This window comes from Mesorhizobium sp. 113-1-2 (assembly GCF_016756475.1).
Lineage (GTDB): Bacteria > Pseudomonadota > Alphaproteobacteria > Rhizobiales > Rhizobiaceae > Mesorhizobium > Mesorhizobium loti_C.
Genome location: NZ_AP023242.1, coordinates 5,212,105 through 5,227,161, shown reverse-complemented (window position 1 = coordinate 5,227,161; position 15,057 = coordinate 5,212,105). Strand labels below are relative to the sequence as shown.

General features: G+C 63.6%; 15 protein-coding genes. 5 read left to right on the top strand and 10 right to left on the bottom strand.

Features of this window, described 5'->3' with window-relative positions; genetic code table 11:
* Positions 1-2 precede the first annotated feature (2 nt).
* The 4 genes from JN279_RS25515 to JN279_RS25500 all read right to left on the bottom strand — a co-directional run bounded on the left by JN279_RS25515 (position 3) and on the right by JN279_RS25500 (position 4,358).
* Positions 3-821 (bottom strand): ABC transporter permease, encoded by an 819-nt coding sequence (locus tag JN279_RS25515; RefSeq protein ID WP_202350568.1) that lies wholly within the window; start codon positions 819-821, stop codon positions 3-5.
* Position 822: 1 nt separating this feature from the next.
* A complete protein-coding gene (locus JN279_RS25510; protein WP_202350567.1) occupies positions 823-1,734 on the bottom strand; it encodes an ABC transporter permease in 912 nt (303 codons plus the stop codon).
* Between the two features lie 211 nt (positions 1,735-1,945).
* Positions 1,946-3,235: an ABC transporter substrate-binding protein gene (locus JN279_RS25505; protein ID WP_095201559.1), complete on the bottom strand. Its 1,290-nt coding sequence runs from the start codon at positions 3,233-3,235 to the stop codon at positions 1,946-1,948.
* A gap of 34 nt (positions 3,236-3,269) precedes the next feature.
* Positions 3,270-4,358, bottom strand: coding sequence for an ABC transporter ATP-binding protein (locus JN279_RS25500; RefSeq protein WP_096457072.1), 1,089 nt, complete (start codon positions 4,356-4,358; stop codon positions 3,270-3,272).
* A 263-nt stretch (positions 4,359-4,621) separates the two neighbouring features.
* Between JN279_RS25500 and JN279_RS25495 the strand changes: the two genes are divergently transcribed.
* Positions 4,622-5,335 (top strand): GntR family transcriptional regulator, encoded by a 714-nt coding sequence (locus JN279_RS25495; RefSeq protein ID WP_202350566.1) that lies wholly within the window; start codon positions 4,622-4,624, stop codon positions 5,333-5,335.
* A gap of 3 nt (positions 5,336-5,338) precedes the next feature.
* Here JN279_RS25495 and JN279_RS25490 read toward each other — a convergent pair whose 3' ends face one another.
* On the bottom strand, positions 5,339-6,568 hold the full coding sequence (locus JN279_RS25490) for a GNAT family N-acetyltransferase (RefSeq protein WP_202350565.1): 1,230 nt from the start codon (positions 6,566-6,568) through the stop codon (positions 5,339-5,341).
* A 90-nt stretch (positions 6,569-6,658) separates the two neighbouring features.
* On the opposite strand from JN279_RS25490, the gene JN279_RS25485 reads away from it, so the two are divergent.
* Positions 6,659-7,717: a polysaccharide deacetylase family protein gene (locus tag JN279_RS25485; protein ID WP_202350564.1), complete on the top strand. Its 1,059-nt coding sequence runs from the start codon at positions 6,659-6,661 to the stop codon at positions 7,715-7,717.
* A 13-nt stretch (positions 7,718-7,730) separates the two neighbouring features.
* Here the strand turns inward: JN279_RS25485 and JN279_RS25480 are convergent, their stop codons facing one another.
* Positions 7,731-7,946, bottom strand: coding sequence for a DUF2842 domain-containing protein (locus JN279_RS25480; protein ID WP_023764097.1), 216 nt, complete (start codon positions 7,944-7,946; stop codon positions 7,731-7,733).
* 152 nt (positions 7,947-8,098) lie between these two features.
* On the opposite strand from JN279_RS25480, the gene JN279_RS25475 reads away from it, so the two are divergent.
* Positions 8,099-9,190, top strand: coding sequence for a COX15/CtaA family protein (locus tag JN279_RS25475; RefSeq protein ID WP_202350563.1), 1,092 nt, complete (start codon positions 8,099-8,101; stop codon positions 9,188-9,190).
* 121 nt (positions 9,191-9,311) lie between these two features.
* On the opposite strand, the gene JN279_RS25470 is transcribed toward JN279_RS25475, so the two are convergent.
* The 4 genes from JN279_RS25470 to speB form a co-directional block, all read right to left on the bottom strand.
* On the bottom strand, positions 9,312-9,635 hold the full coding sequence (locus tag JN279_RS25470; protein WP_096457084.1) for a hypothetical protein: 324 nt from the start codon (positions 9,633-9,635) through the stop codon (positions 9,312-9,314).
* Between the two features lie 78 nt (positions 9,636-9,713).
* Complete coding sequence (locus tag JN279_RS25465; RefSeq protein ID WP_446720362.1) at positions 9,714-10,553, bottom strand: aminoglycoside phosphotransferase family protein; 840 nt, start codon at positions 10,551-10,553, stop codon at positions 9,714-9,716.
* The gene (gene argC, locus JN279_RS25460; protein ID WP_202350561.1) at positions 10,553-11,479 is read right to left on the bottom strand and encodes an N-acetyl-gamma-glutamyl-phosphate reductase; all 927 of its coding nucleotides are present in this window, start codon (positions 11,477-11,479) and stop codon (positions 10,553-10,555) included. The genes JN279_RS25465 and argC overlap by 1 nt, the downstream gene beginning before the upstream one ends.
* A gap of 30 nt (positions 11,480-11,509) precedes the next feature.
* The gene (gene speB, locus JN279_RS25455; RefSeq protein WP_202350560.1) at positions 11,510-12,517 is read right to left on the bottom strand and encodes an agmatinase; all 1,008 of its coding nucleotides are present in this window, start codon (positions 12,515-12,517) and stop codon (positions 11,510-11,512) included.
* 123 nt (positions 12,518-12,640) lie between these two features.
* Between speB and JN279_RS25450 the strand changes: the two genes are divergently transcribed.
* Together JN279_RS25450 and JN279_RS25445 are read left to right on the top strand one after the other, a co-directional pair.
* Positions 12,641-13,849, top strand: coding sequence for an acyltransferase family protein (locus JN279_RS25450; protein ID WP_202350559.1), 1,209 nt, complete (start codon positions 12,641-12,643; stop codon positions 13,847-13,849).
* 95 nt (positions 13,850-13,944) lie between these two features.
* The gene (locus JN279_RS25445; protein WP_202350558.1) at positions 13,945-15,003 is read left to right on the top strand and encodes a glycerophosphodiester phosphodiesterase family protein; all 1,059 of its coding nucleotides are present in this window, start codon (positions 13,945-13,947) and stop codon (positions 15,001-15,003) included.
* Positions 15,004-15,057: the final 54 nt, after the last annotated feature.

Sequence of the window (15,057 nt, the reverse complement as noted above, 5' to 3'; positions counted from 1 at the left end):
GGTCACGCTCTCGCCCGGCGGCGGCCGACATAGAGGATGGCGCCCAGCGTCGCCAGGATCACCAGGAAGGAGAACACGGTGGTCACCGTGCCCAGCGCGTAGAGCACCGGCGTCGTGACATTGGTGGTCATGCCATAGATCTCGAGCGGCAGCGTGTTGAAGGTTCCCGAAGTCATCAGCGTGCGGGCGAACTCGTCATAGGAAAGCGTGAAGCCGAACAGGCCGACGCCGATCAGGCTCGGCGCGATCATCGGCAGCACGACATGGATGAAGGTCTGCCAGGAGGTGGCGCCGAGATCGCGCGCGGCTTCCTCATAGGCCGGCGAGAAGCGGTTGAAGACGGCGAACATGATGAGCACGCCGAACGGCAAGGTCCAGGTCAGATGCGCGCCGAAGGCCGACGTATACCAGGCCGGGCGCAAGCCGACCTGCTGGAAGACCACGCCGATGCCGAGCGAAATGATGATGGAGGGCACGACGAGACTGGCGACCGCCAGATAGAACAGAGCGGTCGCGCCGCGAAATTTCTGCCGGAAGGCGAGCCCCGCCAGCAGCGACACGACGACGGTGACGATCATGACCACCAGGCCCAGCACCAGCGAGCGTTTGAAGCTGCCGCCGAAATCGCCGACCGCCTGGCGCTCGAACAGATTGGCGAACCAGTGCAGCGACACACCATTAAGTGGGAAGGTGAGGCCGCCGGTCTCGCCCTGGAAGGAGAGGATCAGGATCGCCGACAGCGGGCCGTAGAGGAACAGCACGAACAGCGCGAAGAAGGCGGCGAGCACGTAAAATTCGAGGGTGCGTTTTTCGTGGCTCACGTCAAAGCTCCCGGCGGATGTCGACGATGCGCAGGATGCCGGCGACCATTAGCAGCACCAGCACCAAAAGCACCACGGCGTTGGCGGCGGCGGCAGGATATTGCAGCAGCGACATCTGGTTCTTCATCATCAGCGCCACCGACGCGCTCTGGCCGCCCGACATCACCTGCACGGTGGAGAAGTCGGCCATGACCAGCGTGACGACGAAGATGGTGCCGATCGCCATGCCTGGCTTGGCCAGCGGGATGATGACGTTCCACAGCACCTGCCAGCCGGAGGCACCGGCGTCGCGCGCAGCCTCGACCAGCGAGCGGTCGATGCGCATCAGCGTGTTGAAGATCGGCGTCACCATGAACAACGTGTAGAGATGCACCATGGCCAGCACGACGGCGAATTCGGAATAGAGCAGCCATTCGATGGGCTTTGGCACAAGCCGCAGATGCACCAGCGTCGAGTTGATCAGCCCGTTGCGGCCGAGCACCGGGATCCACGAGATCATGCGGATGATGTTGGAGGTCAGGAACGGCACGGTGCAGACCAGGAACAGCACCATCTGCATGGCCGTCGTGCGGATGTGGAAGGCGAGGAAATAGGCAACCCAGAAGCCGATGAACAAGGTCAACGCCCAGACGATGGCCGCGAATTTGATGGTGTTGAGATAGGTCTTCCACGTGACCCACGAGCCCAGCACATCGGAATAGTTGGTGGTGAGAAAGTCAGGATACATGGCGGCGAAGTCGTAATCCCAGAAGGACACGACGACGATCATGATGATGGGCAAAAGCAGGAACGCGCCCAGGATCAGCGCCAGCGGAGCCGACTGCAGATAGGGCGTGACGGCACCGAGCGAAAAGCGGCGGCGTCGGACTGGTTTCGCCGCGGCGATGGCGGGGCGTTCGAGCGCGACTGTCATCTAGGTTCCTGAGCAGGTTCGCGATGCGGGCGGAGCGGCCTTTCCTTCTCCCCTTGTGGGAGAAGGTGGCCTCACGAAGTGAGGTCGGATGAGGGGTGTTCCAGGGAAAGCCGACGTCTCACTCCGCTGGAGCACCCCTCATCCGTCTCGGCGCTGCGCGCCGATCCACCTTCTCCCACAAGGGGAGAAGGCGGTGGCGCAGGCCCTTCCCTTACGCTGCAATGAACTCGTTCCAGCGCTTCACCATGTAGCGGTCCTCATCCATCACCGAGTTCCAGCAGGCGACCTTGCCCATGCGCTCCTCGAACGAGCCGCCATCGCGCACGGCGCCGGCCTTTTCCATGACGGTGCCGTCCGGCGCCTTGATCTCGCCCTTGGCCGGCTTGCCCTCGATCCAGTAGCCCCACTCGTCCTCGGTCATGAACTTCTTGGCCGAGACCATGTTGGCCGAGTAGTAGCCCTGGCGGTTCAGGTAGCCGCCGACCCAGCCTGACGTGTACCAGTTGATGTATTCATAGGCCGCGTCGAGCTCGGCGCCCTTGAGATGGGCGGCGAGGCCAAGGCCGCCGCCCCACGAACGGTAGCCTTCCTTGAGCGGCTGGAAGCGGCAAGGGATGCCCTTGGAGCGCACGGCGGCCACCGCCGGCGACCACATGGACTGGATGACCACTTCGCCCGACGCCATCAGATTGACGCTCTCGTCGAAGGACTTCCAGAAGGCGCGGAACTGGCCAGCCTGCTTAGCCTTGATCAGGAAGTCGATCGTCTTGTCGATCTCGTCCTTTGTCATGTTGCCCTTGTCGGCATATTTGATGTTGCCGGTGGCTTCCATGATCATGGCAGCGTCCATGATGCCGATGGACGGGATGTTGAGGATGGCGGTCTTGCCCTTGAAGGCCGGGTCCATGATGTCGGCCCAGGTTGTGATGTCGCGGCCGACAAGGTCGGGGCGGATGCCCAGCGTATCGGCGTTGTAGATGGTCGGCACCATGGTGAACCAGTTGGTCGGCGCCTTGGCGAAAGTCTTGGAGTCCTGCGCCTCGACATAGCCGACCGTATGCGGCGCCGTGCCCTGGGCAATCACGCTGTCGGGGGTGAGCTTGCCGGTTTTGAACAGCGGCACCAGTTCGTCGTAATATTTCAGCTTGCTGACATCCATCGGCTGCAGCACGCCGGTGGGGAACACCTTCTTGCAGATCCAGTATTCGATGTCGGCGATGTCGTAGCTGTCGGGCTGGGTCACGGCGCGCTGGGCGGCGGCGTCGGAATCGGTCGCCGTCATCTCCAGCGTGATGCCAAGGTCGGCCTTGCACTTGTCGGCAATGGCGTTGAGGTTCGACACACCGGTGCCGAACTGCCGCAGCGTGATGTTGGACTGCGCCCAGATGGTCGGGAAGCCGGTGATGACGCCCGAGCCGGCGGCGAGGCCGACGGCGGCGGCACCTGTCTTGAGCAGAGAGCGGCGCGAAATGCCAGTCTTGGTTTCTTTGGTGTTTGTCATGTCTATTCCCCTGTCTTGTTTTGCTTGGTTGGAGTCATGAATGAAGGCGGCCAAGGACGATCGCGTCTTGCGGGTCCCAGGCGAGCGGTACGGCGTCGCCAATGGCGACGGGTTTGGCGAAGAAGTCGGAATCGTCGACGATGACGGTGAAGTCGTCGATACCGGCACCGGTGACGGAAAGCTTCACCGTGGCGCCGCGGTACTCGATGTTGGCGACGATGCCGGTGAAGCCGAGGCCGGGCGAGGGCGCATCACCGATGCGCACATGGTCGGTGCGGATGGCGATGTCGATCGGCGCTCCCGCTTCCTGCGGTGCACCGCTGGCGGCGAGCGAGCCGCCGCCATTGACACCGAAAGTGACCATACCGTCCTGGCTGCCGGTGACCCGGCCGGAGATGACATTGTGGTCGCCCATGAAGCGCGCGACAAAGGCCGTGGCCGGCCGCTCGAACACGTCGCGCGGCGGCGCCGCCTGTTCGATGCGGCCGTCATTCATCACCACGATCAGGTCGGCGAGCGCCATCGCCTCCTCCTGGCTGTGGGTGACGTGAACGAAGGTGATGCCGAGCGAAGTCTGCAGCTTCTTCAGCTCGGCGCGCATGCGGATCTTCAGGAACGGATCGAGTGCCGAAAGCGGCTCGTCGAGCAGCAGCGCTTCCGGGTCGGTGATCAGCGCGCGGGCGAGCGCGACGCGCTGCTGCTGACCGCCGGAAAGCTGTGCCGGGCGGCGCGTCGCATAGGCCTCCATCTGCATCAGCTTCAGCATATCGAGCGCCTTGGCGCGGCGCTCACTCTTGTCGACGCCCTTCATCTTCAGGCTGAAGGCGACATTGTCGATGAGGTCGAGATGCGGAAACAGCGCGTAGGACTGGAACATCATCGCCGTGCCGCGCTTGGCCGGCGGCAGGTCGGTGACGACGGTGTTGCCGAGGCGGACATCGCCGGACGAGATGCTCTCATGGCCGGCGATCATGCGCAGTGTCGAGGTCTTGCCGCAGCCTGAAGGGCCGAGCAGGCAGCAATAGGTGCCTGCCGGTATCTTCAGGCTGATGTCCTCGACGGCGGTCGTCGTGCCATAGATTTTCGAAACAGACACGATGTCGATCTCGGCGGCTTTGGACATTCAGGCTTCCCCGTTTGGTCGCATTAACCAAAGCATCATGCGTGCCAATCTCGGGATGAACGGCCAAGTATTTGAATTGGCCGTGAAATCCTGATTCCTGCCTGCCGCTCACTGAACGGGCTGGCTTGTGCATTGCACAAATTATGGGCGATTGTCAGCGATCTGCACAAAAATCGTATGCAATCTTTTTTGCCTTCGTATCCACTTTGCCTCTCGTGCTCGCGTCACGAGTCGCGTTAGAAAGGGCGGAAAGAATTTCCATCATGAACATCGCCGACCAGATCTATTCTGCCACCGACAGCGCCACGCAGGACCGCGCCCAGGCGATCCGCGACCAGCTGCGCGACGCCATTGTCGACCGCCGACTGGCGCCGGGCACCAAACTGTCCGAAGGCGAGGTCGGCACGCTGTTCGACGTGTCGCGCACCGTCGCCCGCGCGGCCTTGCAGATGCTGTCCTTTGAAGGCCTGGTGCGCACGGAGCGCAACCGCGGCGCTTTCGTCGCCAACCCGTCGCCCGAGGAGGCACGCCAGGTGTTCGCCTCGCGCCGGCTGATCGAACCAGGCATCGCCATCGCCGCCTGCGCGCGCGTCACCGCAGCCCATATCGTCGCCTTCAAGGCGCAGCTCGACGAGGAGGGCCGTTTCATTGCCGAGCGCGGCCCGAATGCGCGGCGCTCCGAGATCAAGGCATCAGGCGATTTCCATCTGCTGCTGGCATCTGTCGCCGGCAATGCCATCCTGCAGCGCTTCATGGAGGAGCTGGTGGCGCGCTCGTCGCTGGTCATCGCGCTTTATGGGCGCTCTGGCGTGTCAGCCTGCGGGCACAGCGAGCATACGGAAATTGTCGGCGCGCTGGAAAGCAGCGATTGCGAACGGGCCAGCCAACTGATGCTGCACCACATCGATCATATCGAGGCCGATCTCGATCTGCGCGTCAGGGCCGGCCCTGCGCTCAAGGAAGCTCTCAATTTTTGAGAGTTAGCTCTCGTCCTCGCCAGCCGTGGGCGCTGCCTGTCCGGCGGCCTTGCGGCGCAGCATCTTGGTTAGCTTCCAGATCGTCGGGCTGTTCTTGACGAAGGCCTTCAGCCGCGCGCCCTGGCGAAGCGTCTGCGCCAGGGCGCGACCCTTCAGCGTCAGCGGGACCAGCACCTCGAAATGCCGGGTTTCGATATCGCACCACTGCCGCTTGTAGGGCTCGTCGCCGACGGAGAAATCATAGACGGCAAAACCGGTCTCACAGGCTTCCTGGATGTTGTCGAAGAACAGGAAATCGCCGGGACTGCTGTGCGCGAGATCGTCCTCGGCGATCGCGCCGAACTCGCAGATCAGGCGCTTGCCGGAACGGCTCGACCCGGTGACGGCGCGCAGCTTGCCGGCAACCTCCAGCCCGTGCAGCACGAAAGACGGCTTGTCCTCGGCCAGGGCCTGCGTGAACAGCCCCCGGAAGAAGGCGCGTGTCCGGTCGTCGCCGAAGACATTGGCAATGCCCATCTTGCGAAAGCGATGCTCCTTCATCTCGAAGAAGGCGTCGAGCTGCCTGTCCACCTCGTCCGGTGTGAGCGCCTCGATGCGCCTGTGGCTGCCGACGGCCTCGAATTTGCGTGTCTGCGACCGATGCTTCTTGCGTTTGCGCTTGCCGCTGGCGCGCAGCAGCAACGCATCGAAGCCACCGGCAAGGTCGACGGCCAGCGAAAGATTGGGGCTGGCGAAATGATCGAGCGATGCGAGCGGATTGGCGATGCCGTCGAGATCGGGCAGCAATCGCTCCAGCGTGATGAGATCGATGTCAGGACGGGCCTTGGCGATGGCCGCAAAAACCGAGCGGACGGTCGCTGTATCCGCCCCGGCCAGCCATTGCGGGTCGGCGGCGGCGAAATTGCCATTGGCGTGGCGGCCGCCCATGAAACGGGCGACCCGGAACGGACCTTGGCTGACGACCTCAAGCGCCAGCGCGAAGGCCGGTTTGCCTTCAAGTGAGAGCGTCGCCACGACAAGATCGGGCTTGAGCTGCGCGCCCCAGTTCAGGATCCAGGTCGCGCCCTGTGCTGGCGCATGGAGCGCCGAGCGGCAAAACCCCGCATAGGCCGCCAGCCCTTCGGCGCCCACGACGGAAACCGACAACCCCTCGCCATCCTTCGGCAGGGCGCGTGGCGACGCCTCGGTCGCCGCGAGCCGATTGCCGTCAAATGACGCCATTGCGTCAACCATACCTCAATCCTTAAGGCGTATTGATCCCGATTTGGGGGGCGCTCAGGCGTATTCCGTGCTTGGATCAGCCTAGGCGCAAAAGGTGAATGAATGATCGACGGTGGGGAGGCAATCCGGAAGCTGGCGCTCAACGTCGCGCGCTATACCGGCCTCGCACCGCTGGCCAGGCCGTTTGTCGGCGGCATCGGCGCCATCCTGATGCTGCACCGCGTGACGGCGACACCAGAGAAGCCAAACAGCGTCAACCGCCACCTCAACATTGCGCCCAGTTTCCTTGACGCCGTCATCGCCGACATGAAGGCGGACGGCTATGCCTTCGTTTCGATGGACGAAGCCGTGGAGCGCATCAAGGCCGGCGGCAAGGGCGGCCGGTTCGCCACCATCACCGCCGACGATGCCTATCGAGACAACATGACCGAGGCCCTGCCGGTGCTGGAAAAGCACGGAGCGCCGATCACCATCTACGTCGCGCCGGGGTTGATCGACGGCACCGCCGATCTGTGGTGGGATGTGGCCGAGGACATCGTCAATGCGTGCGACCGCCTGACCTTGGCGACCTCGAACGGTCCGGCGGTGATCGATTGCGCGACCCCCGCCAGGAAGGGCCAGGCGATAACCCGGCTGCATGCCTATCTCGCCACCGAGGTTCGCGAGGAAGATCTGCGCACCGTGCTGCGCGATCTGGCCAGCTCAAATGGCGTCGACGCGGACGCCTCGCGCCTGCGGACCCTGATGAACTGGGATGAGATCCGCAGTGTCGCTGCCCATCCGCTGGTGACGATCGGCGCGCATACGATCAACCACAGCAACCTGAAGCGGCTTTCCGAGGCCGATGCGCGGCACGAGATCGGGGCCGTGAGGGACATGTTGCGGGCCGAACTCGGCAGCGAACCCAGCCATTTCGCCTATCCCTATGGCTATCCCAGCGCCGTCGGCTGCCGCGAAGTCGGCTTTGCCCGCGACGCCGGCTATGTCTCCGCCGTGACGACCCGCCATGGCGTGCTGCGCGCCGAACATGCCGGCTTCCTGCATGCCTTGCCGCGCATTTCAATCAATGGCCGCTACCAGAACCTTGCCCACATCCGCACCATGCTGTCGGGCGTGACGACGCCGCTCGCCAATGCCGGCAAGATGCTCGTCACCATCTGATCGACGGGCACGCTCAGCGCTTCGCCCGCGGCTCCAGCATCAGCCACTTGATGATGCCCATCGCCGGCAGCACCCAGAGCAGGCCGCTGAACAGGAAGAACAGGAACTGCACCAACGCGCCCGATTCCGACAGCCGCGCGACCGCGAAGATCGATGCGACCAGCGCATAGATGATGACCAGTGCCACCAGCAGGAACATTCCGATCAGCTTTTTCAGGCGAATGGGCATGGTATGGTCTCGTTGATGGCTATCGCTTAGGCCGAACGCAAGACGCACGCAACCCGCGACATCAGGCGCGACGGCGTGCCGCGCTGCATGGTCTTGCCAGCACGGATGTGATGGTTCACCAATCCGCCACTTCAACCGGACGGGACAAGATCATGGCTGCCCTATCAGCCGCGGCGCCATATGTCGCCCGCGACCGCGACCTGCGCAACCGGGCGCTCGTGCGCGGCTGGCTTTATGTCGTGGTGCTGGTGCTGTTTGCGCTGGTGCTGGTCGGCGGCGCCACGCGGTTGACCGAATCCGGCCTGTCGATCACCGAATGGCAACCCATCCACGGCGTCATCCCGCCGCTCAACGACGCCGAGTGGCAAGAGGAATTCCAGCGCTACCAACAGATTCCGCAATATACCGAGCTCAACAAGGGCATGACCATCGAGGCGTTCAAGTCGATCTTCTGGTGGGAGTGGGCGCACCGTATCCTGGCGCGTAGCGTCGGCCTGGTCTTTGCCCTGCCGTTGCTGGTCTTCTGGGCAACACGCCGCATCGAGCGTGGCCTGGGGCCAAAGCTGGTCGGCATTCTGCTTCTCGGCGGCCTGCAGGGCGCCATCGGCTGGTGGATGGTGGCTTCCGGCCTGGTCGACCGAGTTTCCGTCAGCCAGTACCGGTTGGCGACTCATTTGACGCTGGCGGCGCTGATCTTCACCGCCACCATGGTGGTGGCTCGTGGGCTGGCGCCGCATTCGGAGCCCGCCGCCGATCGCTCGACGCAGCGCCTGGCCGGCTTCATCGTGCTTCTGGCGCTGATCCAGATCTACCTCGGCGGGCTGGTCGCCGGGCTCGACGCCGGTCTGAGCTACAACACCTGGCCGCTGATGGACGGCAAGATCATCCCCGGCGATCTGCTGATCCTCGAGCCGGCATGGCGCAATTTCTTCGAGAGCCCGAAGACGGTGCAGTTCGTCCACCGGCTCGGCGCCTATACGGTCTTCGCCGTCGCGCTCTGGCACATGATCGCCACGCATCGGCGCCTGCCCGGCTCAACCCATGCCCGCCGCGCGACGCTGTTGTTCCTGCTGGTGCTGGTGCAGGCCTCGATCGGTATCGGCACGCTGCTGATGCATGTGCCGCTGCATATGGCGCTCACCCATCAGGGCTTTGCACTGATCGTCCTGGGCTTTGCCGCCGCACATTGGCGCGGTACCAAGGGTGCTTACCCCTTGCCGCACCAGATCGCGCTCAGGGCCTGATCCCTAGAGCAATTCCAGGAAAAGTGTGAAGCGGTTTTCCGTCCGGAATTGCGTCAAAACAAAGAGTTAGAGCAGTTAGCCGTTTCCATGAAACGGTGAACTGCTCGAGCCTATCGGCCCGTCACATCCAGAATTCGTTGGACTGCGTGGTTTTCTCGCCGTCGAATTCGGCCTGACGCACAGCGGCGGCGGACGGCGTTGATTGGCTTTGGGCGGCTTTCGCTGCCTTGTCGGCGTCGGCGGCTCTGAGCGCGTCAAGCTTGGCCTGGGCGACGGCGATATCCTGCCGCACCTGGGCGGCCTTGACCTCATCCGTGATCGCCTTGGCCTGGTCTTCCAGCTCCTGGATCTGCTTTTCGAGCGCGGCCTCCTGGGCGGCATTGCTCGAGGAACTGGACGAGGAATATCGGGCTGCGGAGGAGGAGCCCGAGATCGCGCTGACCATGAGAAATCCTTGGGTGGGAGCCAAGGCTCATCGGTAGCCGATCATGGTGAATAAGTGTTTACCAATATCCTCGCTTGATCAGAAATCCGCCCGCATCGCCCGGATCGCCTCGGCGATCGACAATTCGCGGTTCTCCTCGACCGTATTGTGGTCCTCGTGGTGCCAGGCCGCGGACAGGCAGCCATAGGCGATGGCATGGTCCAGTATCGCTGCCGGTGACTGCCCCAGCGTCTTGGCAAAAACTTCGGCCATATGCGCGATCCGCACGGGATCGAGGCAAAGCGCGTCGCGGTCGAGCGGGTTGTAGAACATGTTGGCGGCATCGAAGCCGGGATCGCCGAGCACGCCTTTCGGATCGATCACCAGCCACCCACGCGGTCCGTGCAGGATGTTGTCATGGTGGAGATCGCCATGCAGCGGCCGGATGTCATGCGAGTTGGACAGCAGCCGATCGGCGATTGCCGCGGCCTCGACATAGAGGCTGGCATCACCGGTGGCCCGATCGGTTGCGGCTTTCCTGAACAGGCTGACGTACCGCTCCCTGAGCGGCTGAAGTTCGGGCGGGTAGGGATGTTGCGACGACGAAAACAGCTTCGCCATCACCTCAGCCGCGATCGCGGTCGCCGCGTTGTCGCCCTGTTCGTCGAGAACCCGCGTAAGCAGTGTTTCGCCGGCATATTCGAGCAGCATCGAGTGGCCGTCGCGGCCAAGCAGGCGCACCGCGCCTTCACCGCGCCGCCAGGCGAGAAAATGCTCGCCGCGCAGCTCATCGGCGACATCGTCGAAAGGCTTTAGCGCCTTGACGACAGCCGGCGAGCCGTCCTCGCGAACAACCTTCCAGATGCGGCTCGAAAACGTCTCGGCAATGAGTTCGGGCGCGCTGATTTTCCAGCGCGCCGGGAAGGCTGGTGCGTCCATCAAAGGCCGAGCATCAGGTCCATGTTCTGGACGGCTGCGCCCGAGGCACCCTTGCCGAGATTGTCGTAGACTGCCAGCAGCAGCGCCTGCGCGCGCTTGTCGTTGGCAAAGACATAGACCTTCATGCGGTTGGTGCCGTTGTAGATCTCGGGATCGATCTCCGGCATGCGCTCCAGATGGACGTAGGGCGCCACTTCGACCACGCCGCCCTTGATCGCGGCGAAATGGTCGGCAATGGCGGCATGCAACTCCGCACCCGTCGGCACATGGTCGAGGCTGCCAAGCTGTAGCGGCACCACGGTGATCATGCCTTGCGCGAAATTGCCGACCGCCGGCTGCATGATCGGGTCATGCGACAGTTTTGCATAGGCCCGCAACTCCGGCACATGCTTGTGCTGTAGGGTCAGGCCATAGGGCAGGAACTCCGAGGCGTCCTCGCCCTTGGCGACATAATCCTCGATCATCGGGCGTCCGCCGCCGGAATAGCCCGAAATGCCGTTGACCGCGATCGGGAAATCGGCGGGCAGCAGGCCTGATGTGACCAGGGGCCTGAGCGTTGCGATCGGTCCCTGCGGCCAGCAGCCGGGATTGGCGACGCGCTTGGCCGTAGCGATCGCCTTGGCCTGATCCTTGTCCATCTCGGCGAAGCCATAGGCCCAGCCTTCGGCGACGCGATGCGCGGTCGACGCATCGATGACCTTGGTGGTGTCGTTGGCGATCAGCGAAACGCTCTCCTTTGCCGCATCGTCCGGCAGGCACAGGATCGCGATATCGGCGGCATTGAGGAATTCGGCGCGCGCCGCCGTTTCCTTGCGGCGCTCGGTGGGAATGGAAATGATCTCCAGGTCGCCACGCTCGGCAAGCAGCGCCCGGATCTGCAGGCCGGTGGTGCCGTGCTCGCCGTCGATGAAGATTTTCGGTTTCATGACCTGATCAAATTCCCTGATATTCCAAGATTATATGCCGTTACCATGATTTACCGCGGCACCATTGTGATTGCCGTTGTTCATCTCTTCCTGCCGCGCCTTTCGCTCAGCCAGCAGGCCGAGATACTGCATGGCCACCATCGAGCCTGCGATCGCCGTTATATCGGCGTGATCGTAGGCCGGCGCAACCTCTACGACGTCGGCGCCGACAATGTCGACCTGATTGAGTTGGCGCAGCGTCGACAGGATTTTTGCCGAGGACGGGCCGCCGGCCACCGGCGTACCGGTTCCCGGCGCATAGGCCGGGTCGAGGCAGTCGATGTCGAAGGTCACATACGTCTTCTTGCCGCCGGTGCGGTCGACGATGGCGTAGGCGATGTCGGACGCGCGCATCTCCTCGATTTCGTGGCCGTAGAGGATCTTGATGCCGAACGTGTCGGGCGCGTGCGTGCGGATGCCGATCTGGATCGAACGGTCGGGATCGATGATGCCTTCCTTCACCGCGCGGCCGACAAAGGATCCGTGGTCGATGCGCTTGCCGTCATCCTCCCAGGTGTCCTGATGCGCGTCGAACTGCACCAAAGAGAGCGGTCCGTGGATCGCGGCATGCGCCTTGAGCAGCGGCCAAGTGACGAAATGGTCGCCGCCGAGCGTCAGAAGAAAGGCGCCTGATTTCAGAATCTTGGCCGCCTCGCGCTCGATCGTGCCGGGCGTCTTCTGATGGTTGCCCGAGTCGAGCAGGCAATCGCCATAGTCGACCACCGCGAGGTGCTCGAACAGATCGCGCGAGAACGGGTATTGCGGGTCATTGTCGAGGATCGCCGAGGCGCGGCGAATCGCTTGCGGCCCGAATCGGGCGCCCGGCCGGTTGGTGACGGCGGCGTCGAAGGGGATGCCCCACACCACCGCGTCCGCGCCCTTCACGTCCTTGGTGTATTTGCGCCGCATGAACGACAGCGCGCCGGAATAGGTCGGCTCAAGGGCGCCGCCCGTTTTGGAGCGGGCGGTGAAGGCATGGTCGATGTTTTTGGTCGCCATTACTGGTCCTCGTTTTCATCGGGGTGCAACAACTACAGAACCGGCATGGAAGATGCCAGTCACAGCTTGGGGAGACGAAACGGCGCCACCCGGGTGCCACGGCAAGACAGGATTTGTACCATCATGACGCAGGCCGCGTTTATTAATCCGTCCCATGCCATGGTGTCGACCCATGCCGGCACGATAGCAGGCGAGCGCTTCCAGGTTCTCGATTCGTGGCGCGGCATCTGCGCGCTTCTCGTAGCGCTGTTTCATTTCCCGACCGCTTCCGCGATCTCGCAGAGCGCCTTCATCGGTTCGTCCTATCTTTTCGTCGACTTCTTCTTCGTCCTTTCCGGCTTCGTCATCGCCAGCAGCTACGGTGATCGGTTCAGCCAGCCGGCAGAGGTCGCCCGCTTCGCCTTGGTGCGTTTCGGCCGCATCTACCCGCTGCATCTCATCATGCTCGCGGCCTTTGCCGGGTTCGAGCTGCTGCGGCTGATGCTGCCGCAACTGCATGGCACCGGCGCTGCGCCCTTCACCGGCGGTTTCGATTTGAAGAGCCTGCTTGCCAACCTGCTTCTGCTGCAAGGGATGGGCTTCGAGGATCATCTGACCTGGAATGCGCCAAGCTGGAGCATTTCGGCGGAGTTCTTCGCCTATCTGCTGTTCGCGGGCGTGGTCTTCGTCGCCGGCGCGCGTGCCTGGATATGGTTCGTCGCCGCCGCCGTCACCGCGCCGCTGTTCCTGCTTGGCTTCTCCACGCATCATATGGACGTGTCCTACGATTTCGGCTTCATCCGCTGCCTCTACGGCTTCTCGCTCGGCGCCCTGCTGGCCTGGTTTCAGCATGATTCCATTGCAGGGGCGCGACAGCTCCTCGCCAGGAGCGGCCCGCGGCTGAGCTGGACCCTTGCCGAAACCATCATGGTGGCGGTCATCGTCCTCTTCGTCTCACTGGCGGGCGGCAATGATTTCGGCATCGCCGCACCCCTGGTGTTCGCGCTGGCGCTGTTTCTCTTTGCCCATGAAGGCGGCTGGATTTCCGCCTTGCTGCGGGCGCCTTTCATGCTGACGCTCGGCGCGTTGTCCTACTCGATCTACATGGTCCACATCTTCGTCCAGGCACGCCTGGTCAACGTTGCCGGGCTCGTCGAGCGCAAGCTCGGCCTGGGCCTTGTCGGCGACATCGTGCTGCGCGGCGAGCCGGCGACGGGCTTCGGCACCGGCTGGACCGGAACCGTGGCAATCGTCGTCATGCTCGTCGCCACCATCGCAGCCTCATGGATCACCTGGCGGCTGGTGGAGATGCCGGCCATGGCCTGGTTCCGCCGGCTGTCGAAGCGCATCTGACGCGGGCATCTTGCGAAGCCGCTAGCCGGCTTCGTTCACCCAGGTGTCACGGGCATCGCCTATTCGGGCTTCGATCCGGCAAGGAGCGATTCTCGATGCGGACAATCTGGCTGAGCCTTCTGCTTTCCACGGCACTTGCGGTCGCCTCCGGTCAGGCCTTGGCCAGCGAAAGCCGCGCCAGGCAGATCCTCGACCGCTTCGAACATGCCAATCAATGGCGCGACCATGTCATGGTGGCCGCGCATCGGGCCGGCAGCATGCAGGCCGGCAAGACGCTCTACGCGGAAAATTCGCTTGCCGCCGTCGAAGGCTCGATTGCCATGGGCGCCGAGATCGTCGAGGTCGACATCAGGCGCTCGAAGGACGGCGAGCTGGTCGTCATGCATGACAGCTGGCTCGACCGCACCACGACCTGCAAGGGCGAGGTGGTCAAATACACGCTGGCCGAACTCAGGACATGCCGGCTGGTAATCGAGGGCACCCGCGCCGTCACCGACGAGAGGGTTTCGACGCTGCGCGAGATGTTGATGGCAACCAGGGACAGGATCCTCATCAACCTCGACAACAAGCTCGATGTCGGCGATCTGCCAGGCATGATCGCGGCGGCGCGCGATCTCGGCATGGCCGACCAGGTCATCGTCAAGGAGAACCTCTGGAACCAGAGCAGGATCACCACGGTGAAGGCGGCCATGGCTGCCATCGGCGGCGGCTTCCAGTTCATGCCGATCATCGCCGATGACGCTGTACACGATGCCGGTTTCGCTGAAACGGTCGACCACGCCTTCTCGCCACGCGCGATCGAACTGATCAACTGGCGGGCGGGCGCCGAGATGCTGACCGAAACCGGTGGACCGCTGTTCAGCGCACGCATGCGCGCGGCCGCTGTTCGGGGCAACTGGCACATCTGGGCCGACACCTACGCCATCGTCAACAAGCCGGGCGGCTTCCTCGCCGGCGGCCGTGGCGACGAACTGGCGGTGCAGGCCAGCCTGCCGCGCGAAGCCTGGGGGTTCTGGGCCGACCGCGGCGCCACCATCATCCAGACCGACGAGCCGAAGGCGGCAATCAACTGGCTGTCGGCGAACGGCTATCGCGTGCCTTATGCCGGGACGGGCGAACGCATCGAGCCCGCCGCGACCTCCAGCATCAATTGAGCCAGAGCTCCGAGCGCATGGTGCTTTTCAACAGCGACGATCCGGACGCACTTG

Excerpts from the sequence above, each read along its gene's own strand:
- JN279_RS25510 (WP_202350567.1), bottom strand. The coding sequence starts at position 1,734 with ATGACAGTCGCGCTCGAACGCCCCGCCATCGCCGCGGCGAAACCAGTC.
- JN279_RS25505 (WP_095201559.1), bottom strand. The coding sequence starts at position 3,235 with ATGACAAACACCAAAGAAACCAAGACTGGCATTTCGCGCCGCTCTCTG.
- JN279_RS25500 (WP_096457072.1), bottom strand. The coding sequence starts at position 4,358 with ATGTCCAAAGCCGCCGAGATCGACATCGTGTCTGTTTCGAAAATCTAT.
- JN279_RS25495 (WP_202350566.1), top strand. The coding sequence starts at position 4,622 with ATGAACATCGCCGACCAGATCTATTCTGCCACCGACAGCGCCACGCAG.
- JN279_RS25490 (WP_202350565.1), bottom strand. The coding sequence starts at position 6,568 with ATGGTTGACGCAATGGCGTCATTTGACGGCAATCGGCTCGCGGCGACC.
- JN279_RS25485 (WP_202350564.1), top strand. The coding sequence starts at position 6,659 with ATGATCGACGGTGGGGAGGCAATCCGGAAGCTGGCGCTCAACGTCGCG.
- JN279_RS25480 (WP_023764097.1), bottom strand. The coding sequence starts at position 7,946 with ATGCCCATTCGCCTGAAAAAGCTGATCGGAATGTTCCTGCTGGTGGCA.
- JN279_RS25475 (WP_202350563.1), top strand. The coding sequence starts at position 8,099 with ATGGCTGCCCTATCAGCCGCGGCGCCATATGTCGCCCGCGACCGCGAC.
- JN279_RS25470 (WP_096457084.1), bottom strand. The coding sequence starts at position 9,635 with ATGGTCAGCGCGATCTCGGGCTCCTCCTCCGCAGCCCGATATTCCTCG.
- JN279_RS25465 (WP_446720362.1), bottom strand. The coding sequence starts at position 10,553 with ATGGACGCACCAGCCTTCCCGGCGCGCTGGAAAATCAGCGCGCCCGAA.
- argC (WP_202350561.1), bottom strand. The coding sequence starts at position 11,479 with ATGAAACCGAAAATCTTCATCGACGGCGAGCACGGCACCACCGGCCTG.
- speB (WP_202350560.1), bottom strand. The coding sequence starts at position 12,517 with ATGGCGACCAAAAACATCGACCATGCCTTCACCGCCCGCTCCAAAACG.
- JN279_RS25450 (WP_202350559.1), top strand. The coding sequence starts at position 12,641 with ATGACGCAGGCCGCGTTTATTAATCCGTCCCATGCCATGGTGTCGACC.
- JN279_RS25445 (WP_202350558.1), top strand. The coding sequence starts at position 13,945 with ATGCGGACAATCTGGCTGAGCCTTCTGCTTTCCACGGCACTTGCGGTC.